The sequence below is a fragment of the Aromatoleum tolulyticum genome, from assembly GCF_900156155.1.
In the GTDB taxonomy this organism is placed as follows: domain Bacteria; phylum Pseudomonadota; class Gammaproteobacteria; order Burkholderiales; family Rhodocyclaceae; genus Aromatoleum; species Aromatoleum tolulyticum.
In genome coordinates this window covers 30,775-53,733 of the sequence record NZ_FTMD01000015.1, presented here as the reverse complement: position 1 = coordinate 53,733, position 22,959 = coordinate 30,775, and the positions used below count along the sequence as shown (strand labels likewise).

The window sequence follows — 22,959 nt, the reverse complement described above, 5'->3', positions numbered from 1 at the left end:
GATGTCCTTCCTTGCCCGCCTCTTCGGCGAAAAGAAGAAGACGGCGGAAATCGCCAAGAACCGCCTGTCGCTGCTGATCGCGCACGAGCGCAGCGGCGATGCGGCCAAGGCCGACTTCCTGCCCGCGTTGCAGCGCGAGCTGATCGAGGTGATCTCGAAGTACGTCGCGGTCAATCCGGACGACATCAAGGTGCATCTCGACAAGCAGGAAAACTACGAGGTCCTGGAAGTCAACATCGTCCTGCCCGAACAGGCACGCTGACTCCACGCGCGGCAGACGCCGCACGCGACCGGGCGCGCGACGGCGCCCGGCGGTTCTCCCGCTTATCGTCCCGCGATCAGCGCCTCGGCCGTCAGGCCGACACGCACGTTGCCCCAGTGGCGACCGCCGACCATCACCGGCATCGCCAGATCGCACAGGATTTCGCCCGTATCGCGGCGGAACGTCTGCAGCAGCAGCGGTTCCGTATTGCGCGCCCCGCGGATCTCGGCGGGGCTGTCGAACTTGCGGCAGGTACGGTTGCCCGCGAGATCGGTGTCCCGGTTGCCCGTCAGGGGCTTCGAATACTTCAGGTTGTGCGCGGATAGGTAACCATCGGTGTTCACCGCCACCGCATAGACGCAACCGGGAATCGAGCCCAGGCACTCCTCGAGCAGCTTCTGGCAGCGACGGCCATACTCGTCACCCCAGGACACCTTGAATTTCTGCGGGAACGTATCCGGGATCGGCTGGTAGCGCCGATCGAACACATCCACACGGCCGTCCCGCATCTCATCCAGCTGAGCCTGGACGCGGTCGCGGAAGCTGCGCACCTGATCGACCGCATGATCGAACTCGCCGGTGCCGGTCTTGAAGCGCGACACCAGTTCCTGCACCGACTCGGTCGCGCGCGCGAGCTTCACCGCGCAGTCTTCCGATTCGTCCATGTGCTCCGCGACGGTGCCCGAAAGATCGTGGATCGCGGTGACGTTCTCATGCACCTGGGCATTCGTCGCCGACAGCTCCTCCATCGCGGTCGCAATCTGCAGCAACTGCTCGCCGGTCACCTCGAACTCGCCGACCATGTGCCGGAAATGCGTTGCCGAGCGCGTCACCACCTCGCGCGCCTGCAGCACGTCGGCGTTGATGATCTCGTTTTCGGCGCGCGTGGTCAGCACCCGGCCGATCATGCCGTCGATGTTCCCGGTAATCTCCACCGCCGCCGTATTGACCCGCTCCGCGAGCTTGCGCACCTCGTCGGCAACGACGGCGAAGCCCCGCCCCGCTTCCCCCGCGCGCGCCGCCTCGATCGCGGCATTGAGCGCCAGCAGATTGGTCTGATCGGCAATCTCGCGAATCAGCGAGGCGATCTTCTTGACGCTTTCCGAACGCACCGAAAGATCGTCGACGGTCGCGTTGAAGTGCAGCACCTTCTCGCTCACGTCGTTGATCTTGCTGGCGATTTCGTGCATCTCACCGAGCGAGTTGCGCGCGATCTCGAGATTCTTGGTCGTCGAAGCCGAAATCTGCTGGGTGCTCGCCGACACGCTTTCGATCGCGGAGGTCGATTCGGTACTGGCGCTGAACACAACCTCGGTCAACTGCCCCTGGCGACGGGCATCCCGCGCGGACTCCTCGACGCACGAGCGCACGATCACCGAATCGCGGGCGATGTTCACGCTCATCGTGCGCACATCGCCGATGATCTGCCGCATCTTCGTGGCGAAATCGTTGTACCCGCTCGCGAGGTCGCGCAGTTCGTCGTGCGTGACGAGCGGCAGGTCGCGCGAGAAGTCGCCCTCGCCACGCGCGATCTCGTTGAAGATGTCCGTGATGAGACGTACCGGCCGCACGATAAGGTGGCGCAGATAGAGGATCTGCCCGGTGCACGCGACCAGCGCGATCGCCGTCAGCCCGAGCATCAGGTACCACCCTGCATCGAGGGTCGTCATCGCCTGAGTGAGCAACTCCGGCGGAACGCGGCCCTTCTCGAGAAGCGTCCGGAGGTTCGCCTGCTGGCTGGCGTAGACGCCCAGGTAGACAAGATTGATGACCCATAGCAGCAGGAAGCTGCACAACTTTTTCGTGAGCGAATTCCAGAAGGTCTTCTCTATGGATACATACAGGCTCTCGGGCGAGCTCATGGGGACTCTCCGGCTTATTTTTGTCCAAACATGGCAGCCTCTATCGGCCGCAAAGGCGGACACTTTAGGCCAAATGCAAAAGCGACGCACCGCGCCGGCGCATGCCGCACGATCGCAGGGGCAAACGTCCCGCGCCGTCCTAATTTGCCCGGTATCCCGCGGCATGCCACAATTGCCTTTTTTCGCCGCAACCAGCCGATTCGATTCATGAGCGACCAGAACAACAACCCCGCCACCGCGCCCGACGAGAACCACATCATCGCCGAGCGGCGTGAAAAACTGGCCGCCTGGCGCGCCACCGGCCGCGCCTTCCCGAACGACTTCTCGCGCGAAAACACCGCCGGCAAGCTCGACGAGCTGTATGGCGACAAGGAGCCTGAAGCCCTGGACGCCAATCCGGTCGAAGTCCGGGTCGCCGGCCGCGTGATGCTCAAGCGCGTCATGGGCAAGGCCAGCTTCATCACGATCCAGGACCTGTCGGGCCGCATCCAGCTCTACGTCACCCGCGACGCCGTCGGCGAAGACGTCTACGCCGACTTCAAGCACTGGGACATCGGCGACATCGTCGGCGGGGTCGGTACGGTATTCAAGACGCGCACCGGCGAGCTGTCGGTCAAAGTGACGGAAGTGCGCCTGCTCACCAAGAGCCTGCGCCCGCTGCCCGACAAGTTCCACGGCCTCACCGACGTCGAGCAGAAGTACCGCCAGCGTTACGTCGACCTGATCATGAACGAGCAGACGCGCTTCACCTTCGTCGCGCGCAGCCGCATGGTGCAGTCGATCCGCAACTACATGGTCAGCCACGGCTTCCTCGAAGTCGAAACGCCGATGATGCACCCCATCCCCGGCGGCGCAGCGGCCAAGCCCTTCATCACCCACCACAACGCGCTGGACATGGAACTGTTCCTGCGCATCGCGCCCGAGCTCTACCTCAAGCGCCTGGTGGTCGGCGGCTTCGAGAAGGTGTTCGAGGTCAACCGCAACTTCCGTAACGAGGGCCTGAGCCCGCGCCACAACCCCGAATTCACGATGATGGAGTTCTACGAGGCCTACGCGGACTACCGCAGCCTGATGAACTTCACCGAAGGCCTGCTGCGCCAGGCGGCCCGCGAGGCGCTGGGCACCGAGGTGTTCGTGTATCAGGGGCGTGAGCTGGACCTGTCCAAGCCCTTTGCGCGCCTGACCATCGTCGAGGCGATCCGCAAGTATCACCCCGGCTACACCGTCGAGCAGCTCAACGACGCCGCCTGGGTGCGCAACAAGCTCAAGGACCTGAAGGCCGAACCGCGCGACGGCGCCGGCCTCGGCACGCTGCAGCTGATGCTGTTCGAAGAGACCACCGAGGCGGAGCTGTGGGAGCCGACCTTCATCATCGACTACCCGGCCGAAGTGTCGCCGCTCGCGCGCCGCAATGACGCGAACCCGGAGATCACCGAGCGTTTCGAGCTTTTCATCGTCGGCCGCGAAATCGCCAACGGCTTCTCCGAGCTGAACGACCCGGAAGACCAGGCCGCACGCTTCCTCGAGCAGGTCAAGGCAAAGGAAGCCGGCGACGAGGAAGCGATGTTCTTCGACGCAGACTACATCCGCGCGCTCGAGTTCGGCCTGCCCCCGACCGGCGGCTGCGGCATCGGCATCGACCGCCTCGTCATGCTGCTCACCGACAGCCCGAGCATCCGCGACGTGATCCTCTTCCCGCAGATGCGGATGGAGTAAGCCGGATATGGCAACGAAGACAGGGCGCCGAAAGGCGCCTTGTCTTTTTCGAGGCGCCCTTTTTCTTCACCGTTCTTCCCGACGCCCATGCCGATCGAACCCGCCCGCCTGAACTTCACCGAGGACGGCACGCCCTGCTCGGACGCCTTCGGCGACGTCTATCACTCGCGCGACGGCGGGCTCGAGCAGGCACGGCACGTGTTCATCGGTGGCAACGGCCTGCCGGAACGCTGGCGCGGGCGCGAGCGCTTCACCATCGTCGAGACCGGCTTCGGGCTGGGGCTCAACTTCCTTGCGACCTGGGCAGCGTGGCGTGATGATGAGCGGCGCTGTGACCGGCTGCACTTCGTGTCGGTCGAACGTCATCCCTTCCGTCGCGACGATCTCGCCGCACTGCACGCCCGCTGGCCCGTACTCGCGCCGCTCGCGGCGGAGCTGCAGGCACACTGGCCGGTGCTGACGCCGGGCATCCACCGCCTGCATCTCGACGGCGGCCGCGTCGTCCTGACGCTGCTGTTGGGCGACGCGCCGGACCTGATCCCCGAACTGCAGTGCCGCGCGGACGCCTTCTATCTTGACGGCTTCTCGCCCGCGACGAACCCGGACCTGTGGTCGGCCGGGCTGCTGCACGAGCTATCGCGCCTGGCCGCACCGGGCGCGACCCTCGCAACCTGGTCGGTGACGGGCGCAGTGCGCCGCGCGCTGGAAAAACTCGGTTTCCGCTGCGAGAGGGCCGCCGGGTTCGGCGGCAAGCGCCAGATGCTGCGTGCCCGGTTCGGTGACGCCGGCGACGCTACCGCAGCGGCCTCGCCCCGCCATGCGCTCGTGATCGGGGCCGGACTCGCCGGCAGCAGCATCGCAAACCGCCTTGCCGAGCGCGGCTGGACGGTCGACGTCGTCGACGCGGCCGCCGGGCCTGCGCAGGGCGCGTCGGGCAACCTCAGCGGCGTGCTGCGCCCGCTGCCCAGCCTCGACGACAACCGCCTCGCCCGCATCACCCGCGCCGGCGCCCTGTACGGCCTGCGCCACCTGCAGCGCCTGAGCGCCCGCGGCCTGGCCGTGCGCTGGGATGCCTGCGGCGTGCTGCATCTGGCACGCGACCCGGTGCATGAGGAAAAGCAACGGCGCGTCGTCGAAGCACAGCAGGCTCCCGCGGAGTACCTGAGATTCGTCGAGCACGACGAGGCGTCGCGCATCGCCGGCTGGCCGCTGCCGCTGGGCGGGTGGTGGTTTTCCGGCGGCGGCTGGGTCAATCCGCCCAGCTTGTGCAGGGCGAACCTGGCTGCCTTCCCGGACGCGATCCGCTGCCACTTCGGCCGCGGAGTCGCCGCGCTGGAATCGGGCGCCGGGGGCTGGCGCGCCCTCGACGCCACCGGTGACGTGATCGCCGCCGCACCCGTCGCGATACTCGCGAACGGCGTCGGCATCCGCCAGTTCCCGCAGGCCGCCGCCCTGCCCGTGCGCAGCGCACGCGGCCAGGTAAGCCATCTCCCGGCGCAGGCGGACAGCGCGCCGCGCGTGGTCGTGTGCCGCCTCGGCTACGTCAGCCCGGCCATCGACGGCGTGCGCTGCGCAGGCGCGACCTTTTCCGTCGACGACGAGGATCCGTCGCTGCGCGTCTCCGATCACCGCGAGAATCTCTCCAAGCTCGACTTCATCCTGCCGGGCTTCGCCGCCGGTTTCGACCCCGCCCGTCTCGACGGGCGGGTCGGCTTCCGCCCCGCATCGCCGGACCGGCTGCCGATGGTCGGCGCGGTTCCGTCCGTGCAGCAGGCCGATCGCGCGAGCCCGCTCTCGTCCATTCCGCGCCATCCCGGCCTCTACGCCGTCGAAGGCTTCGGTGCGCGCGGACTCGTCTGGGCGGCACTTGCCGCCGAACTGCTCTCGAGTGAGCTCGCAGGCGACCCCCTGCCGCTGGAGCGTTCGCTGGTCGAGGCGCTCGATCCGGCGCGCTACCTCCTGCGCCCGCCTCGCCGCGCCGTGGCCGACGAATGAGGCGCGCCGGGCGAAACATTGCGTTACGTTTTGCTACGGGGTTCCGGGTATAGGTCCGAGGTACTCCCGCCGGTATGATCGACCGCTTCGAAGCTGGCGCGGATGTCATTTTCTGCCATGCTGCACGAATGACATCGGAACGCGCCGCCGCGGGACACGCACCTCCGCAGGACGATGTGCGGCGCGCGGGCCCAGACTGTTCCCGATGTTGATGACGATGCGGCTGGACCGGACAGGCAGCCGCAGGCGTGCCACGTCCGTATCTTCCGGTCGCGGCGAACGTATCGGCAGGAGACCCGATCGAGTGCTTTGGACGAGTGCGATTCCTATAAATATTCCCGACCGGCGCACTAGAATGAAAGCGGTACCCCCGGATTTCGCGCCGCCCGGAGACGCGCACGCGAATGTCGGTGCGCGCGCGGACTCCGTCGCGGCGCCACGCGTTTTCATGTCCCCTGCGTCGATTTCGATGCAGTGAGGTTGTCATGCCCCGGGAGATTGCCGACCCACCCAATGCCGAAGAGGTTCTGCGCGCAAGCGAGGCTCGCCTGCACGAAGCGCAGGCCGTCGGACGCATGGGCGACTGGGAACTGGATCGCGACACCGGCGCGATGAGCTGGTCACCGCAGCTGTTCCGTCTTTTTGAGCGCTCCAGCGCGCAGGGCACACCCGACCTGAACGAGGCGCTGGGCTATTACTCGCTGGAGTCCGTGGAGCACACCCGTGCCGCGTTCTGGGAGGCGATCGACTTCGGCGCGCGGCAGGAGCTGGAACAGACCGTACTCCTGCCGTCGGGCGCCCGACGCTACCACGCGACCACGATCGTTCCGGTCAAGGATCTCCGCGGGCGTGTTTACAAGCTTTACGGTACGACGCAGGACATCACCGAACGCAAGCTCGCGGAACAGGAACTGCGGCGCCAGACCTTCGAGATCGAAGATCTCTATCAGAATGCCCCCTGCGGCTACTACTCGCTCGACGCGGACGGAATGATCATCCGCATCAACGACACGCAACTGCGCTGGCTGGGCTACGCGCGCGAAGAGGTCGTCGGGCGCATGCGGGCCTACGAACTGTTCTGCCCGGCGAGCCGGGCGCTGTTCGGACAAGTGTTCCGCCGATTCAAGAAGACCGGCCTCATGCACAACATGGATATGGAGCTGCTGCGCAAGGACGGCTCGTCGATGCCGGTGCTGCTCAGTTCGACGGCCATCTTCGACGCGCAGGGCGAATTCGTCGCGAGCCGGACCGTGCTTTCGGACAACTCCGACCGCAAACAGCTGGAACTCGAGCGCGCGGCCCACGCGACGCGACTCGCCGAGCTCTCGCGCCACATGGTCGATGTGCAGGAAAACGAGCGCCGCAAGTTCGCCGCGGAACTGCACGATCACACCAGCCCCAATCTGGCCGCGCTGCAGCTCACGCTCACGAACCTGGCGCACGCGCTGCCCGCGCCCGTTCACGCGGAACTCGAACCCCTGCTCGACGACGCGCAGGCCCTGCTGCTCGACACCACCACGGGCATTCGCGACATCTGCACCAACCTTCGCCCGGCAACACTGGACTATGCCGGCCTGATCCCGGCGGTACAGGACTACGCGCAGCAGTTCCGCCAGCGCACCGGCATCGCGGTACACCTCGACACCACCAACTTCACGATGCAGCTGCCTTCGAATGTCCAGTCCCTGCTCTTCCGCATCACCCAGGAGGCGCTCACGAATTGCGCGAAGCATGCGCACGCAAGGAACGTCCGCATTCATCTGGAGAATTGCGACACCCGCCTGCTCATGGAGATCGCCGACGACGGCATCGGCTTCGACCCCCGGCACCTCGGCGAGTCCGGAACCGCACCGGGATTGGGGCTGATCACCATGAAGGAACGCGCCGAATTCGCCGGGGGAACGTTCGCACTGACGTCTGGCCCGCGGACCGGTACCGGGATCCGGGTCAGCTTCGATCTCCAGGCAGGCGAATTCCGCAAGCAGCCGCGCCCGGCGAGAAGCCCGGCGAATGAGCGAACCGCAAACACGAGGTCGACATGAACAACCCGAAAGTGCATATCGCCCTGGCGGACGATCACCGCATGTTCCTGCATGCGTTGCGTGCGCTGCTGGAGAAGGAACCCGACATCGACGTGATCGGCGTCGCCGGCACCGGCGACGAACTGCTGGCCCTCGTTGCGGACAAGCCGGTCGACATTGCGTGCGTAGATATCGGCATGCCCGCGATGAACGGAATCGAGACGACCAGACGCCTGCTGGCCCTGCGGCCGAACCTCAAGGTGATCGGCGTGTCGGCCTTTTCCGACCGACAGTTCGTGCTCGACCTGCTCAATGCCGGCGCACGCGGTTACGTCACCAAGGCCGAGGCGGGCGAGGAGCTGCTGCGGGCGATCCACACCGTGCAGCTCGGCAAGACCTATCTCTGCCCCGACGTCGCCGCAACGGTCGCGAGCGCGCTGCTGGACCACACGCCGCGCGACACCTCGACGCCGCGCATCACCGCACGCGAGCGCCAGGTGCTGCAGCTGATCGCGGAGGGGCACACCTCGGGACGCATTGCCGAACGCCTGCACCTGGCCGCATCCACGGTCGAGGTGCATCGCCGCAACATCATGCGCAAACTCGACCTGCATAGCGTCGCGGAGCTCACCAAATATGCCATCCGCAACGGCCTCACGACAATTTCAGGATAACGCCCGTGGCGGGAAAAATACCTGAAAGCAGGTATCCAAAACACGCGGAAAGATGTATGTCACCGGCAAGGCCCGCAACGTAGGATGCCTGTTCCGCACTGCCGGGCGCCCAGACGACGGAGATCCGAGAGCGCCCACGATCACCTACAGCCGAGGAGAGCTTGACGTGAATAACCTGGTAAACACGCAGAAACTGGCGAAAGCCGCGAACGGCAACATCGAAGCCTTCCAGTCCCTCGCGGACACCATCCTGAACGCGACCGAACGCCTGATGGCGCTCAACATCGACGCCGCACGCAGCGCCTGCGCGTGCGTGTCGGTAAGCGCTGCGCCGCTGGTCGAGGGTGACATGCGCGAGCAGTTCTCCTCGCGCCTCGCCGCCCAGAACAAGTCGCTGGAACAGGCCGCCGACTACTTCCGCAACGTGAACGAGTTGTTCATCCAGACCCAGGGCGAGATCGCCGCCTTCGGCACCCGCCAGTTCGACGAAGCCGCGCGCGGCCTGGGCGAATTCGTGGAGCATTTCGCCCACACCGCCCCTGCCGGTACCAACGACTTCGTCAATGCGATCAAGACCGCGATGAGCAATGCCAGCGCGGCCTACGAGAGCTTCGTCAAGACCAGCCGCGACGTGGCCGAGACCAATCTGGCCGCGGCCAGCAACGCGATGCAGCCCATCCTGACGGCGCAGGCGAGCAACGCGAAGAGCCGCAAGGCTGCCTGAGCGGGCGCCTGAGGCATCGACACGAGGGGGCCGCCGGCCCCCTTTTTCATGCCTGCGCGGCGCTCAAGCCCGCGACGGGGAATCCGCCGGTTCGAGCTTCAGCAGCTCGATACGGAAGGTCGGCTCGTAGGGCGGCACGTTGCATTCGACGACATCCGGCGGCGCGACCTGCAAGCGGACGCCCACGACATCGGCGTGGATCGGCAAACGCGTGACGCAGCGGTCCGCCAGCGTGACGACCAGGATCCGCCGCGGCTGTTTCTGCGCCAGCCAGGCCACCGCCCGCAGCATCGAATTCCCCGTATATAGCACGTCATCGACGACGACGACGGTGTAGTCCTGCAAGTCCAGCGCGCGCTGTTCCTCGTTCTCTTCCAGGCGGGTTTCCGGGTGCAGCAGCGTCAGGTCGTCCTCGTAGCGCTTGATCCCGAGATCGAGGCGCAGCGGCGCCGGCAGGCCGTGATGGCGCTGCAGGGCGGCAACCAGGCGGTCCGCGAGCGGGGCGCCGCGACGCAGGATGCCGACGACTGCGACAGGATCGGCGCGGTCAAGGCGCGTGACGAGCCCTTGCGCCATTTCCGCGAGGACCAGTTCGAGCTGGGTCTCGTCGTACAGGCAGGTACGCAATCCATGTGGGCGTTCCATGGGCGACTCCAGGCTGGCCCGCGTATGCTGCAGGCAATACGAATACTATAGCGCCGCTCGCGCAGTGCTGCGCGCCGTCGTCGCCCCTGTGCCGGAAGCCCGGCTTTTTTGCTTGACCTCAAACGGTTTTACTTCCATCCTGCAGACATTCCGTGACACTTCCGCAGGATCCGCATGAAGACCCTCGACAGCAGGACGACGCTGGCGCTTCTCGCCGGTTGCCTCGCCTCGGCCCAGGTCGGCAAGATGCCTCCCGCACTCGCCGAAATCAGGGATCAGCTCGGGGTGGGCCTCGTTCATGCCGGCTGGATCGCGACAGCGATCAATGCCGCAGCCGCTACGCTCGGTGTGCTCGTCGGGCTGGCGCTCGCACGCATCGGGGCGCAGCGCGGACTTCTGGCGGGGCTGCTGTTCCTGGGGCTGGGCTCGGCGCTCGGCGCAGCGGCGGCCGACGGGCTGGCCCTGATCGCGGCGCGCGCGTGCGAGGGCGCGGGATTCGTGCTGCTCGTCGTCGCGGCCCCTTCGCTGCTGGCCGCCGCCGCGGCCGACAACCCTGCGCGGCGCAGACGACTGCTGACGCTGTGGAGTTGCTACATGCCGGCCGGGATGGGGCTGATGATGGCCGTCGCGCCATACATCCTCGAACACCACGGCTGGCGCGGCCTGTGGTCGGCGAATGCATTCGCGATCGCCGCGTGCCTGCTCGTCGCACTGTCCCTGCACCGCGGGACGGAACGGGCAAGCGGCCCGCGTCCGCTACCGGTGGCGATGTTCACGCGCGCGCGCCTCTCGCAGCCGGCGCCCTGGCTGATGGGGGTGTGCTTCGGCTGCTATGCGGCGATCTGGTTCATGATCGCGACCTGGCTGCCCACGTTCGCCGTCGAGCACATGGGCTACACACGGGACGGCGCGACCTGGCTTACGGCCCTCGCTGTGGGCGGCAACATCCTCGGCAACCTGACGACCGATTTCTGGCTGGCGCGGGGCGCTCCGCGATGGGCGCTGCTCGCCGGCGTCATGATCATGATGGGTGCATTCGGCTGGTTCGTGTTCACGTCCGGCTACGATCCGGTGTTGCGCTCGGTCGCTGCGGTGTTCGTCTGCAGCGCCGGGGGGGTACTGCCGGCCGCAGCGATGGGGGGGATTCCGCTGGTCGCGCGCACGCCAGCCGACATCGCGATCGCCAACGGTATCCTGATGCAGTGCGCGAACGTCGGCACCTTCGTGGGGGTTCCCGCCATCGCCGCGCTGGCGACCGCGCTCGGCGGCTGGGACGGCGGCCGCTGGCTGATCCCCGTGCTCGCGGGCATCGGGGTGCTGGCAGCGTGGGCGTTTCGCGGGGTCGAGCTGCGCCCCGCTGCGGATCCGGTCCGGGAGTCGCCGGCGGGAATGCTGGCGGAGCAGAACTGAAGCGGATGTATCGGTGGCCTGCCGGACAAGCCCCTACGGCGGGTTGAAGCACTCGACGGCTTCGCGGCGGCCGAAGCCGGCCGAGTTGTCGATGAAGTACAGGCTTTCGGGGTCGAAGCGGTACCAGCGCACCTTCGCCAGCGCTTTCACGATGAAGGCGGGCGCCTGGGCGATCTTGCCGACCACCGGATACTTTTCGCCGTAGAGCTCGCGAGCACGGCTTTCCTCGGCGCCGCTGACTTCGACCGCCCGCCCTTCGGCCTGGATGCCCTTGATCTCGGGCCAGTCCGCACAGTCTTCCTGGATGGTGATCGCGATCCGGCCGTCGTGGGCGATATTGCGGCTGTGGCGCGTGGTCGGCGCGGACAGGAAATACAGCCGGAAACCGTCGTGCACATAGAACACCGTCGCCGCCCAGACGCCCTCCTCGCCATGTGAGGCGATGGTCATCGAATGGCGCGCCATCAGGTAGTCGAGCACCTTTTCGCGCAATGCGCTCATCTCATGTCGTCCCCTCTGCGCCCCCCGGAGCCGCGTCGCGTGTCGCGGCCTCCTCCTGCAGGCGCTTGAGGCGATAGGCGAGCTGGGGACGGGTCAGGCCGAGCATGCGGGCAGCCGAAGACAGATTGCCGCGCGCCTTGTCCATCGCGGCCTCAAGCAGCATCGCCTCGACCTCGTCGAGCGTCATCGCGCCGTCGCACACCGCATCGCACAGCGCACGGCCAACCGTCGGGCCGTTGATGTCGAGCTTGCCGTCGGAGTCGAGGCCCAGTTCCTGCACCTCGTCCTCGCTGCGCGACAGGAACAGGTGCTCGATCTCGACGCGCCCGCCGTGGGGTGCGAGGATCACGCCGCGCTCGATGGTGTTCTGCAGCTCGCGGATGTTGCCCGGCCAGGCGTAGCCGACCAGCGCCTTCTTCGCCTTGTCGGTGAAGCCGAGCAGCTTCTTGCCGTTGATCGCGGCGTATTTCTCGAGGAAGTGCCTGGCCAGCGGCGAGATGTCGTCGCGCCGCTCGCGCAGCGCCGGGATGTCGATCTGGAAGGCGTTGAGGCGGTAGTAGAGGTCGGCGCGGAAGCGCCCTTCCTTGACGAGCTGCGCAAGGCCGGCGTTGGTCGCGGCGACGAGGCGGACGTTGATCTTGCGCACCTTGTCGTCGCCGAGGCGCTCGACTTCGCCTTCCTGCAGCACGCGCAGCAGCTTGCTCTGCGCGGTGAGCGGCAGATCGCCGATCTCGTCGAGGAACAGGGTGCCGCCGTCGGCGCGCTCGAAGCGCCCCGGGCGCGAGACCTGCGCGCCGGTGTAGGCGCCCTTTTCGACGCCGAAGAGTTCGGATTCGACGAGGTCGTGCGGAATCGCAGCGCAGTTGATCGCCACCAGCGGCTTGTCGCGGCGGTTGCTCATTTCGTGCAGCGCGCGGGCGAAGAGCTCCTTGCCGACGCCGGTCTCGCCCAGCAGCAGGACCGTGATCTGGCCGGCGGCGGCCTGCTTGAGGAGGTCGAGCGCGTGCCGGAAGCCCGGTGAATTGCCGATCATGTCGGCGGGAAGGTTTTCCTTCTCGGCGATCGTCGAGCGCAGTTGCACGACCTGGGTCTGCAGGTCGATGAGCTGGTCCGCGATGGGATCGGGGGCGAAGTAGCGCATGTGCTCGTCGGCGTCTTCCCATTCCTCGATGGGCTTGCCGACGATGCGGCAGCAGTCGTCGCCCATGCCGGCGCATTCGACTTCCTTGAACAGGATCCGGCGCCCCATGAAGGCGGAGGAGTAGCCGCAGGCGTAGCCGATCTGCGTCCAGCACACGGGTTCGTGGTGGGTGCCGAAATGGCGCCGGTGCGAGTGGCCTTCCCACGAGTTGATCCAGCGGAATTCGCAGTGGAACTTCCCCGCCTCGCGGTCGACTTCGACGCGGATCGGGATCACGCCGACGATGCCTTCGAGCGAGTGCAGCTGCGGGCCCGTCATGAAGGCGTCCGTCTCGCTGAGTTCGGGCATGCGCGTGCGCACGAGTTCGGCGTCGCGCATGCCCGACGCGTAGCCCATGCGCAGCAGCAGACCGCGCGCGCGGTTCATGCCGAGCGTGTCGATCAGCTCCTTGCGCAGCGAGGACTGGGCCTCGGCGTGCACGAGGAGCATGCGGTGTTCGTGAAGCCAGATCTGGCCGGTTTCGGCGCAGAAATGGACGCGCGCGCGCAGGTCGTCCGCCTTGATGCACGGCTTGGCATGGGCCCTGGTCATTGCCTGGTCCTCATTGGCTGTCTCCTCCTGGATCGTACCTTCTACGCGTCGCCGGAGGGGGTTGTATTGACAAAGGTCAAACGATTGGAAGTCGCTCTATAACACCCGTCGCAGAGGGCCCCGCCGCGGCTTTCACCAAATGATGAGATCGCTCCGGAACGAGCGAAAAAACTCATCAAATGATCAAGCGATGCAAAACGCCGACGAGCCTGAACCCCGCATGATTACTGGCTAAACGCGCGATTTTCGACCCGATTTTCCGCACCTGCACCAAGTGCGCGACTTCCCCGCCCACAGGCGATCCGCGCGCCCCGGAACATTCCATTTGCATTGTCATTTGCTGCACTGCGCGATGGCGTGGTGGCACACCGCTTGCGATGGCTGTCCGGCAACCGGTCGCAAAACGAGTCCGGCCACACCCAAAAAACTACAGCACGAGGGGACACACGATGAAGTTTCCTGTTCCGCACGACGTGAAGGGCAAGACGATCCCGGGGACCGAGGGTTGGGAGCGGATGTATCCGTACCAGTACCAGTTCGTGTCCGACGATCCGCAGCGCAACCAGTACGAGAAGGAGACGTTCTGGTTCTACGACGGCCTGCATTACCCGGAGCCGCTCTACCCCTTCGACACGATCTGGGACGAGGCCTGGTACCTCGCGCTGTCGCAGTTCAACAACCGCATCTTCCAGGTGCCGCCGGTGCGCGGCGTCGACCACCGCATCATCAATGGCTACGTCTATATCTCGCCGGTGCCGGTGAAGGACCCCGAGGAGATCGGCCGCCGCGTGCCGAACTTCATGGAGCGCGCCGGCTACTACTACAAGAACTGGGACGAGCTCGAAGCGAAGTGGAAGGTGAAGATGGAGGCCACCATCGCCGAGCTCGAGGCGCTGCAGATCCCGCGCCTGCCGGAGGTCGAGGAGCTGCGCGTGGTGACGGACGGGGTCGGCGAATCGACCGGCTATCACCTGATCAAGAACTACGACGACCTGATCAACCTCGGTATCAAGTGCTGGCAGTACCACTTCGAATTCCTGAACCTGGGCTACGCGGCCTACGTGTTCTTCATGGATTTCACGCAGAAGCTGTTCCCGAGCATTCCGCTGCAGCGCGTGACGCAAATGATCTCGGGCATCGACGTGATCATGTACAAGTCCGACGACGAGCTGAAGGAGCTGGCGAAGAAGGCGGTCGCGCTGGAAGTCGATGACATCGTGACCGGCCATCGCGACTGGGCGGACGTGAAGGCGGCGCTGCAGGGTCGCCGCCACGGCGACGAGTGGCTGGCGGCCTTCGAGAAGGCGCGCTACCCGTGGTTCAACATCTCGTCCGGCACGGGCTGGTTCCACACCGACCGCAGCTGGAACGACAACCTCAACATCCCGCTCGACGGCATCCAGACCTACATCTCGAAGCTGCGCACCGGCGTGACGATCGACCGGCCGATGGAGGCCGTGCGCGCCGAGCGCGACCGCGTCACCGCCGAGTACCGCGACCTGATCGACAACGACGAGGACCGCAAGCAGTTCGACGAGCTGCTGGGCTGCGCGCGCACGGTGTTCCCCTACGTCGAGAACCACCTGTTCTACGTCGAGCATTGGTTCCACTCGGTGTTCTGGAACAAGATGCGCGAAGTGGCCGCGGTCATGCAGGAACACGGCCTCATCGCCGAGATCGAGGACATCTGGTACCTGCGCCGCGACGAGATCAAGCAGGCGCTGTGGGACATCGTCACCGCCTGGGCCACGGGGGTGACCCCGCGCGGCACCGCGACCTGGCCGGCCGAGATCGAGTGGCGCAAGGGCGTGATGCAGAAATTCCGTGAGTGGGCGCCGCCGCCGGCGATCGGCATCGCGCCGGAGGTGATCCAGGAGCCCTTCACGATCGTGCTGTGGGGTGTGACCAACAGCTCGCTCTCCGCCTGGGCCTCGGTGCAGGACGTCGCCGATCCCGACAGCATCACCGAGATGAAGGGCTTCCCCGCCAGCGCCGGCATCGTCGAGGGCAAGGCGCGCGTGTGCCGCAGCGCGGAGGACATCCGCGACCTGCTGGAAGGGGAAATCCTCGTCGCGCCGACGACCTCGCCGTCCTGGGCGCCCGCCTTCGCCAAGATCAAGGCCTGCATCACCGACGTCGGCGGCGTGATGAGCCACGCCGCAATCGTGTGCCGCGAGTACGGCATGCCGGCGGTCGTCGGCACCGGCCATTCCACGCGGGTGATCAAGACCGGCATGACGCTGCGCGTCGATGGTTCGTCCGGAATCGTGACCATTGTCCAGTAAGCGGGAGACCAGCATGGGAAGCGCTCTGATGGTCGAGGAAGCTCGCCTCGCGCCCGGCATCGACAGCCGGGCCCCGAAGGTGTGCTTCTTCGAGGACTGCAACAAGGACTCGGTGCCGCTCGTGGGAGGCAAGTGCGCCTCACTCGGCGAACTGATCAATGCCGGCGTGCGGGTGCCGCCCGGCTTCGCCCTGACCACCGCCGGCTACGGGCAATTCATGCGTGACGCGGGTATCCAGGACGAGGTGAACGGGCTACTGCAGGGGCTCGACCACGACGACATGGACAAGCTGGAGGCCGCCTCCCGCGCGATTCGCGAAATGATCGAGTCGCGGCCGATCTCGATCGAACTGGAGGACCTGATCGCGGAGGCCTACCGCAAGCTGTCGGTGCGCTGCTACCTGCCGGCAGTGCCGGTGGCGGTGCGCTCCAGCGCGACGGCCGAGGACCTGCCGGGCGCGAGCTTCGCCGGGCAGCAGGACACCTACCTGTGGATCCGCGGCATCGATGACGTGATGCACCACGTGCGCAAGTGCATCTCCAGCCTGTACACGGCACGCGCCATCGCCTACCGCATCCGCATGGGCTTCCCGCACGAGCAGGTGGCGATCAGCGTGGGCGTGCAGAAGATGGCGAACGCCTACACCGCGGGGGTGATGTTCACGCTGCATCCATCGACCGGCGACCGCTCGGTGATCGTCATCGACTCGAACTTCGGCTTCGGCGAATCGGTGGTGTCGGGCGAGGTGACGCCGGACAACTTCGTGGTCAACAAGGTCACGCTGGACATCATCGACCGCACGATCTCGACCAAGACGGTCTGCTACACGGCCGACCTCAAGCTGCAGCGCTCGGTCGCGATGGAGGTGCCGGTCGAGCGCCAGAACATCCAGTCGATCCTCGACGACGAGATCACCGAGCTGGCGTGGATGGCCAAGAAGATCGAGAAGCACTACGGCCGTCCGATGGACATCGAGTGGGCGATCGACAAGAACCTGCCGGCCGGCGGCAACGTTTTCATCCTGCAGGCCCGTCCCGAGACCATCTGGAGCAACAGGCAGAAGGCGCCGGCAACGACCGGGGCGACTTCGGCGATGGATTACATCGTCTCGAACCTGCTCGTCGGCAAGCGCCTGGCCTGAGGAGGACATCATCATGATCGTGCGCAACTGGATGCAAGCCAACCCCGCTGTGCTCGGCAGCAACACGCTGCTGTCGGAAGCGAAGCGGATTCTCTCCGAAACCAACCTGCATGCGCTGCCGGTCGTCGATGACGGCCGCCTGCGCGGACTGATCACCCGCGCCGGCTGCCTGCGCGCCGCCCACGCGGCGATCCGCAGCCAGAGTCCGGATGAGCTCAACTACTTCTCCAACCACGTGAAGGTGAAGGACATCATGGTGCGCAACCCCGCCACCATCGATGCCAACGACACGATGGAGCGCTGCCTGCAGGTCGGCCAGCAAGCGGGCGTCGGCCAGCTACCCGTGCTGGACGACGGCCATGTCGTGGGGATGATCTCGGCGATCGAGATGTTCTCGCTCGCGGCGCATTTCCTCGGCGCCTGGGAGCGCCGCAGCGGCGTGACGCTCGCGCCGACGCGCATCGGCCCGGGCACGATCGGCCGCATCGCCGACATCGTCGAGGGCACCGGCGCCGAAGTGCATGCGATCTATCCCATCAGCCTTGGCCCGAAGGGCGTCGCGAGCGGCGACCAGGAGCGCAAGGTCATCGTCCGCTTCCATCACGCCGATACCGCCGAAGTCACGCGCGCGCTCACTGCCGCCGGCTACGAGGTCATCGAATCGGTGCAGGCCACGCACTGATTCCCGTCACTTTCAAATCCCGCTTTCCCGCCAAGGAGTCATCCGAATGGATCTGAGATATTTCATCAACCAGTGCGCCGAAGCCAAGGAACTCAAGCGCGTCACGACCGAGGTCGACTGGAATCTGGAGCTGTCGCACGTCTCCAAGCTCACCGAGGAGAAGAAAGGCCCGGCGCTGCTGTTCGAGAGCGTGAAAGGCTACGACACGCCGGTCTTCACGGGCGCCTTCGCGACGACCAAGCGCCTGGCGATCATGCTCGGCCTGCCGCACGACCTGACGCTGTGCCAGTCGGCGCAGCAGTGGATGAAGAAGACGATCACCTCCGAGGGCCTGATCAAGGCCAAGGAAGTGAAGGACGGGCCGGTGCTGGAAAACGTTCTCACCGGCGACAAGGTCGATCTGAACATGTTCCCGGTGCCGAAGTTCTTCCCGCTCGACGGCGGGCGCTACATCGGCACGATGGTATCGGTGGTGCTGAAGGACCCCGAAACGGGCGAGGTGAACCTCGGCACCTACCGCATGCAGATGCTCGACGACAAGCGCTGCGGCGTGCAGATCCTGCCCGGCAAGCGCGGCGAGCGGATCATGAAGAAGTACGCCAAGATGGGCAAGAAGATGCCCGCGGCGGCGATCATCGGCTGCGATCCGCTGATCTTCATGGCCGGCACGCTGATGCACAAGGGCGCGAGCGACTACGACATCACGGGCACGGTGCGCGGCCAGCAGGCCGAGTTCCTGATGGCGCCGCTGACCGGCCTGCCGGTGCCGGCGGGTGCGGAGATCGTGCTCGAAGGCGAGATCGACCCGAACAACTTCCTGCCGGAAGGCCCGTTCGCGGAATACACCGGCTACTACACCGACGAGCTGCACAAGCCGATCCCGAAGCCGGTGCTGGAAGTGCAGCAGATCCTGCATCGCAACAACCCGATCCTGTGGGCGACGGGCCAGGGCCGTCCGGTGACCGACGTGCATATGCTCCTCGCCTTCACGCGTACGGCGACGCTGTGGACCGAACTCGAGCAGATGCGCATCCCGGGCGTGCAGTCGGTATGCGTGCTGCCCGAATCGGCGGGACGCTTCTGGACGGTGGTGTCGTTGAAGCAGGCCTATCCGGGCCACTCCCGCCAGGTCGCGGACGCCGTGCTCGGAACCAACACCGGCAACTACGGCATGAAGGGCGTCATCACGGTCGATGAGGACATCCAGGCCGACGACCTGCAGCGCGTGTTCTGGGCGCTGTCGTGCCGCTACGACCCCATGCGCGGTACCGAGCTCATCAAGCGCGGGCGCTCGACGCCGCTGGATCCCGCGCTGGATCCCGACTCCGACAAGCTCATGACCTCTCGCATCCTGATGGACGCCTGCATTCCGTACGAATGGAAGCAGAAGCCGGTCGAGGCGCGCATGGACGAGGAGACGCTCGCGAAGATCCGCGCGCGCTGGCACGAGTACGGGATCGGGATCTGACAAGGAATCGAAGACATGGAAAAGGCCAAGAACATCAAGCTGGTGATCCTCGACGTTGACGGCGTCATGACCGACGGCCGCATCGTCATCAACGACGAGGGCGTCGAGTCGCGCAACTTCGACATCAAGGACGGCATGGGCGTGATCGTGCTGCAACTGTGCGGCGTCGAGGTCGCGATCATCACGTCGAAGAAGTCCGGCGCGGTGCGCCATCGCGCCGAGGAGCTGAAGATCAAGCGCTTCCACGAAGGCATCAAGAAGAAGACCGAGCCCTACGCGCAGATGCTCGAGGAGATGAACATCTCCGACGCCGAAGTCTGCTACGTCGGCGACGACCTCGTCGATCTGTCGATGATGAAGCGCGTCGGCCTGCCGATCGCGGTCGGCGATGCGGTGGCGGACGTCAAGGAAGCGGCCGCCTATGTGACGACCGCGCGCGGCGGCCACGGCGCGGTGCGCGAGGTCGCGGAGCTGATCCTGAAGGCACAGGGCAAGTGGGACGCAATGCTCTCGAAGATCCACTGATTCACCCAGACCACACCAGCAAGGAGATCGACGTGGGAAAGATTTCAGCACCGAAAAGCAACCGCGAGTTCATCGAGGCGTGCGTCAAGTCCGGCGACGCGGTACGCATCAAGCAGGAAGTGGATTGGGATAACGAGGCCGGTGCGATCGTGCGCCGCGTGTGCGAGCTCGGTGAAGCCGCGCCCTTCATGGAGAACATCAAGGACTACCCGGGCTTCAGCTACTTCGGCGCGCCCTTGTCGACCTACCGCCGCATGGCGATCGCGCTCGGCATGGACCCGGCTTCCACCTTGCCGCAGATCGGCGCGGAATACCTCAAGCGTACCAACAGCGAGCCCATCGCCCCGGTCGTCATCGACAAGCGCGATGCGCCGTGCAAGGAGAACATCCTGCTCGGCGACGACGTGGACTTGTGCAAGCTGCCCGTGCCGCTGGTGCATGACGGCGACGGCGGGCGCTACGTCGGCACCTGGCACGGGGTCATCACCAAGCATCCGGTGCGCGGCGACGTGAACTGGGGCATGTACCGCCAGATGATGTGGGACGGCCGCACGATGTCGGGCGCGGTGTTCCCGTTTTCGGACCTCGGCAAGACGCTGACCGACTACTACCTGCCCCGCGGCGAGGGCTGCCCGTTCGCCACCGCGATCGGCCTGTCGCCGCTGGCCGCGATGGCGGCGTGCGCGCCCTCCCCGATCCCCGAGCCGGAACTGTGTGGCATGTTGTCGGGCGAAGCGGTGCGACTCGTGAAGTGCGAGACCAACGACCTCGAAGTCCCGGCCGACGCCGAGATCATCATCGAGGGCGTGATCCTGCCCGACTACAAGGTCGAGGAAGGCCCGTTCGGCGAATACACCGGCTACCGCACCAGCCCGCGCGACTTCCGCGTGACCTTCCGCGTCGATGCGATCACCTATCGCAACAACGCGACGATGACGATCTCGAACATGGGCGTGCCGCAGGACGAGGGTCAGCTGCTGCGCTCCTTCTCGCTCGGCCTGGAGCTGGAGAAGCTGCTAAAGAGCCAGGGCATCCCGGTGACGGGAGTGTACATGCACCCGCGTTCGACGCACCACATGATGATCGTCGGCGTGAAGCCGACCTACGCCGGCATCGCGATGCAGATCGCGCAGCTCGCGTTCGGCTCGAAGCTCGGCCCGTGGTTCCACATGGTGATGGTGGTCGACGACCAGACCGACATCTTCAACTGGGACGAGGTCTATCACGCGTTCTGCACGCGCTGCAATCCGGAGCGCGGCATCCATGTGTTCAAGAACACGACCGGCACGGCGCTCTACCCGCACGCGACGCCACATGACCGCAAGTACTCGATCGGCTCGCAGGTGCTGTTCGACTGCCTGTGGCCGGTCGATTGGGACAAGACCAACGACGTGCCGACGCTCGTGAGCTTCAAGAACGTCTATCCCAAGAACATCCAGGAACGGGTTCTCAACAGCTGGGCCGATTACGGCTTCCGCGGCGCGAAGAAATAAGGAGCGGTCATGGCAAACAAGTGGGAAGTGTTCGTGATGGACCTCGGGGAACTGGCCGAGGGCAAGGAGCTGGAGCTGACGATCCGCACGCTCAACGACGGGCTGCACAAGTACACCTACCAGCGCGCGAAGGTGGAGGTGTCGAGCAAGCTCGACCAGTTCCCCGACAGCCTGCAGGTGCGGCTGGGGCGTGGGCAGCTGAGTGACCGCAAGTTCTCGATCCGCGTGATCGAGCGCGTCGAGCGCATGCCGGCGCGGTATCTGTAAGTGCTAGGGCCCTTCGACAGGCTCAGGGCGAACGGAGGTTCCTACCCCTCGTCAGCCCTGGCAGCTCGCGGCTCAGTTAGCCGTTCGGGCTGAGCCTGTCGAAGCCCCGCCCTGACCTTCGACGAGCCTGTCCGAAGCAAAGGCGAAGGACTCACGGCAAACGCACGTAGCTGAACCAGAAGGAACACGGAAACAATGGCCTACCCCGACCTGCGCAGCTTCCTGACCGACCTCGGCGACGACCTGCTGCACGTGCGCGAGGAATTCGACCCGAAGTTCGAGATCGCCGCGGTGCTGCGCAGCCTGCCTGCGGACGCACCTGCGGCGTTGTTCGAGAACGTGCGCGGATACCCGGGTGCGCGCGTCGCGGGCAACCTGTTTGGCGGTCGCCGCCGCGTCGCCCGCGCCTTCGGCACCACTGAAGAACACCTCGCGCAGACCTGGCTCGACAACAAGCAGCGCGCGATCGCGCCGGTCGGGGCGAAATCGGCGCCGGTGCAGCAAGTCGTGCATCGCGCACCGGACGAGGTGCTGCCGCTGCTGCCCGTCCTGACGCACCATGAGAAGGACGGCGCGCCCTTCATCACGACCGGCGTGGTGCTGTGCACCGATCCGGTGACCGGGCGCCGCGGCATGGGCATCCACCGCATGATGATCAAGGGCGGCAACCGCCTCGGCATCCTGCTCGCAAACCCGCCGCTATCGCAATTCCACGCGAACGCCGAAGCCAAGGGCGAAGCCCTCGACGTCGCGATCGCGCTGGGGCTGGAGCCCGCGACGCTGCTCGCATCCGTCGTGCGCAGCGGCCCGCTGGGGCCGGACAAGATGGCGGTGGCGGGCGGGCTGCGCGGCGATCCGGTGGAGCTCGTGCGCGCGCTGACCGTGAATGTCGAAGTCCCCGCACGCGCCGAGATCGTCATCGAAGGCCGGATCCTGCCGGGCGTGCGCGAACCGGAAGGCCCCTTCGGCGAGAACACCGGCTACTACTTCTCCAACGTCAGCCCGGTGGTCGAAGTCACGGCGGTCACGCACCGCGACAACTTCATCTACCCCGGCCTGTGTCCGTGGTCGGGCGACGTCGACACCCTGCTCTCGCTCGCAGCCGGCACCGAGCTGCTGGGCCAGCTGCAGACCATGGTCGCCGGTGTCGTCGATCTGGACCTCACCGGCGGCACCGCCGGCTTCGCGGCGGCGATCGCCGTCAGGAACTGCCCGCGCCACGAGGTGCGGCGCCTGATCATGCTCGCGCTGAACCTCGACAAGCGCCTCAAGACCGTGACCGTCGTCGATGACGACGTGGACATCCGCGACCCGCGCGAAGTCGCGTGGGCGATGGCCACGCGCTACCTGCCCGAGCGCGACACCGTGATCATCGGCGGCGCCGAAGGCTACGTCATCGACCCCTCTTCCGCCGGCACCAGCACCGGCTCCAAGGCCGGATTTGTCGCCACGCGCGGCGCCGGCCCCGAATTCGACCGCATCGCCCTGCCCGCCGCCGCGCTGGCGAAGGCGCAGGCCCTCCTCGCAACGCTGCGCAATTGATGGAGACACGCACC

Annotated in this window: 19 protein-coding genes; 15 read left to right on the top strand and 4 right to left on the bottom strand. The window is 66.1% G+C overall.

Annotated features, from left to right (window positions below; genetic code table 11):
• Position 1 precedes the first annotated feature (1 nt).
• Positions 2-262: a cell division topological specificity factor MinE gene (gene minE, locus BW991_RS19195; RefSeq protein WP_076603734.1), complete on the top strand. Its 261-nt coding sequence runs from the start codon at positions 2-4 to the stop codon at positions 260-262.
• Between the two features lie 62 nt (positions 263-324).
• Here the strand turns inward: minE and BW991_RS19190 are convergent, their stop codons facing one another.
• Entirely contained in the window at positions 325-2,124 is a 1,800-nt protein-coding gene (locus BW991_RS19190; protein ID WP_076603733.1) for a methyl-accepting chemotaxis protein, read from the bottom strand.
• A gap of 207 nt (positions 2,125-2,331) precedes the next feature.
• On the opposite strand from BW991_RS19190, the gene lysS reads away from it, so the two are divergent.
• From lysS to BW991_RS19165, 5 genes are all read left to right on the top strand, one after another.
• A complete protein-coding gene (gene lysS / locus BW991_RS19185; protein WP_076603732.1) occupies positions 2,332-3,840 on the top strand; it encodes a lysine--tRNA ligase in 1,509 nt (502 codons plus the stop codon).
• An 87-nt stretch (positions 3,841-3,927) separates the two neighbouring features.
• On the top strand, positions 3,928-5,835 hold the full coding sequence (mnmC, locus tag BW991_RS19180; protein ID WP_076603731.1) for a bifunctional tRNA (5-methylaminomethyl-2-thiouridine)(34)-methyltransferase MnmC2/FAD-dependent 5-carboxymethylaminomethyl-2-thiouridine(34) oxidoreductase MnmC1: 1,908 nt from the start codon (positions 3,928-3,930) through the stop codon (positions 5,833-5,835).
• Between the two features lie 485 nt (positions 5,836-6,320).
• The gene (locus BW991_RS19175) at positions 6,321-7,877 is read left to right on the top strand and encodes a PAS domain-containing sensor histidine kinase (protein WP_076603730.1); all 1,557 of its coding nucleotides are present in this window, start codon (positions 6,321-6,323) and stop codon (positions 7,875-7,877) included.
• Positions 7,874-8,530, top strand: a complete 657-nt coding sequence (locus BW991_RS19170; protein WP_076603729.1) for a response regulator — start codon at positions 7,874-7,876, stop codon at positions 8,528-8,530. Before BW991_RS19175 ends, BW991_RS19170 begins: the two co-directional genes overlap by 4 nt.
• A gap of 166 nt (positions 8,531-8,696) precedes the next feature.
• A complete protein-coding gene (locus BW991_RS19165; RefSeq protein WP_076603728.1) occupies positions 8,697-9,254 on the top strand; it encodes a phasin family protein in 558 nt (185 codons plus the stop codon).
• Between the two features lie 63 nt (positions 9,255-9,317).
• On the opposite strand, the gene BW991_RS19160 is transcribed toward BW991_RS19165, so the two are convergent.
• Positions 9,318-9,899, bottom strand: coding sequence for a phosphoribosyltransferase family protein (locus tag BW991_RS19160; protein ID WP_076603727.1), 582 nt, complete (start codon positions 9,897-9,899; stop codon positions 9,318-9,320).
• 174 nt (positions 9,900-10,073) lie between these two features.
• Here BW991_RS19160 and BW991_RS19155 point away from each other — a divergent pair, with 174 nt between their 5' ends.
• Positions 10,074-11,309 carry an MFS transporter gene (locus tag BW991_RS19155; protein WP_076603726.1) on the top strand — a complete coding sequence of 412 codons (1,236 nt, stop codon included), beginning with the start codon at positions 10,074-10,076 and terminating at the stop codon, positions 11,307-11,309.
• 33 nt (positions 11,310-11,342) lie between these two features.
• Here the strand turns inward: BW991_RS19155 and BW991_RS19150 are convergent, their stop codons facing one another.
• Together BW991_RS19150 and BW991_RS19145 are read right to left on the bottom strand one after the other, a co-directional pair.
• Positions 11,343-11,810 carry a pyridoxamine 5'-phosphate oxidase family protein gene (locus tag BW991_RS19150; RefSeq protein ID WP_076603725.1) on the bottom strand — a complete coding sequence of 156 codons (468 nt, stop codon included), beginning with the start codon at positions 11,808-11,810 and terminating at the stop codon, positions 11,343-11,345.
• 1 nt (position 11,811) lies between these two features.
• On the bottom strand, positions 11,812-13,542 hold the full coding sequence (locus BW991_RS19145; protein ID WP_076603724.1) for a sigma-54-dependent Fis family transcriptional regulator: 1,731 nt from the start codon (positions 13,540-13,542) through the stop codon (positions 11,812-11,814).
• Positions 13,543-13,991: 449 nt separating this feature from the next.
• Between BW991_RS19145 and BW991_RS19140 the strand changes: the two genes are divergently transcribed.
• The 8 genes from BW991_RS19140 (at position 13,992) to BW991_RS19105 (ending at position 22,945) form a co-directional block, all read left to right on the top strand.
• Complete coding sequence (locus tag BW991_RS19140; RefSeq protein ID WP_076603723.1) at positions 13,992-15,827, top strand: PEP-utilizing enzyme; 1,836 nt, start codon at positions 13,992-13,994, stop codon at positions 15,825-15,827.
• 13 nt (positions 15,828-15,840) lie between these two features.
• Positions 15,841-16,968, top strand: coding sequence for a PEP/pyruvate-binding domain-containing protein (locus BW991_RS19135; RefSeq protein ID WP_076603722.1), 1,128 nt, complete (start codon positions 15,841-15,843; stop codon positions 16,966-16,968).
• A 13-nt stretch (positions 16,969-16,981) separates the two neighbouring features.
• Positions 16,982-17,650: a CBS domain-containing protein gene (locus tag BW991_RS19130; RefSeq protein WP_076603721.1), complete on the top strand. Its 669-nt coding sequence runs from the start codon at positions 16,982-16,984 to the stop codon at positions 17,648-17,650.
• Positions 17,651-17,696: 46 nt separating this feature from the next.
• Positions 17,697-19,118 carry a phenylphosphate carboxylase subunit beta gene (gene ppcB / locus BW991_RS19125; protein WP_076603720.1) on the top strand — a complete coding sequence of 474 codons (1,422 nt, stop codon included), beginning with the start codon at positions 17,697-17,699 and terminating at the stop codon, positions 19,116-19,118.
• 15 nt (positions 19,119-19,133) lie between these two features.
• Positions 19,134-19,643 (top strand): phenylphosphate carboxylase subunit delta, encoded by a 510-nt coding sequence (gene ppcD, locus BW991_RS19120; protein WP_076603719.1) that lies wholly within the window; start codon positions 19,134-19,136, stop codon positions 19,641-19,643.
• A gap of 32 nt (positions 19,644-19,675) precedes the next feature.
• A complete protein-coding gene (gene ppcA / locus BW991_RS19115) occupies positions 19,676-21,136 on the top strand; it encodes a phenylphosphate carboxylase subunit alpha (protein ID WP_076603718.1) in 1,461 nt (486 codons plus the stop codon).
• A 9-nt stretch (positions 21,137-21,145) separates the two neighbouring features.
• Complete coding sequence (gene ppcG, locus BW991_RS19110) at positions 21,146-21,403, top strand: phenylphosphate carboxylase subunit gamma (RefSeq protein ID WP_076603717.1); 258 nt, start codon at positions 21,146-21,148, stop codon at positions 21,401-21,403.
• A 195-nt stretch (positions 21,404-21,598) separates the two neighbouring features.
• Positions 21,599-22,945, top strand: coding sequence for a UbiD family decarboxylase (locus BW991_RS19105; protein WP_076603716.1), 1,347 nt, complete (start codon positions 21,599-21,601; stop codon positions 22,943-22,945).
• Positions 22,946-22,959: the final 14 nt, after the last annotated feature.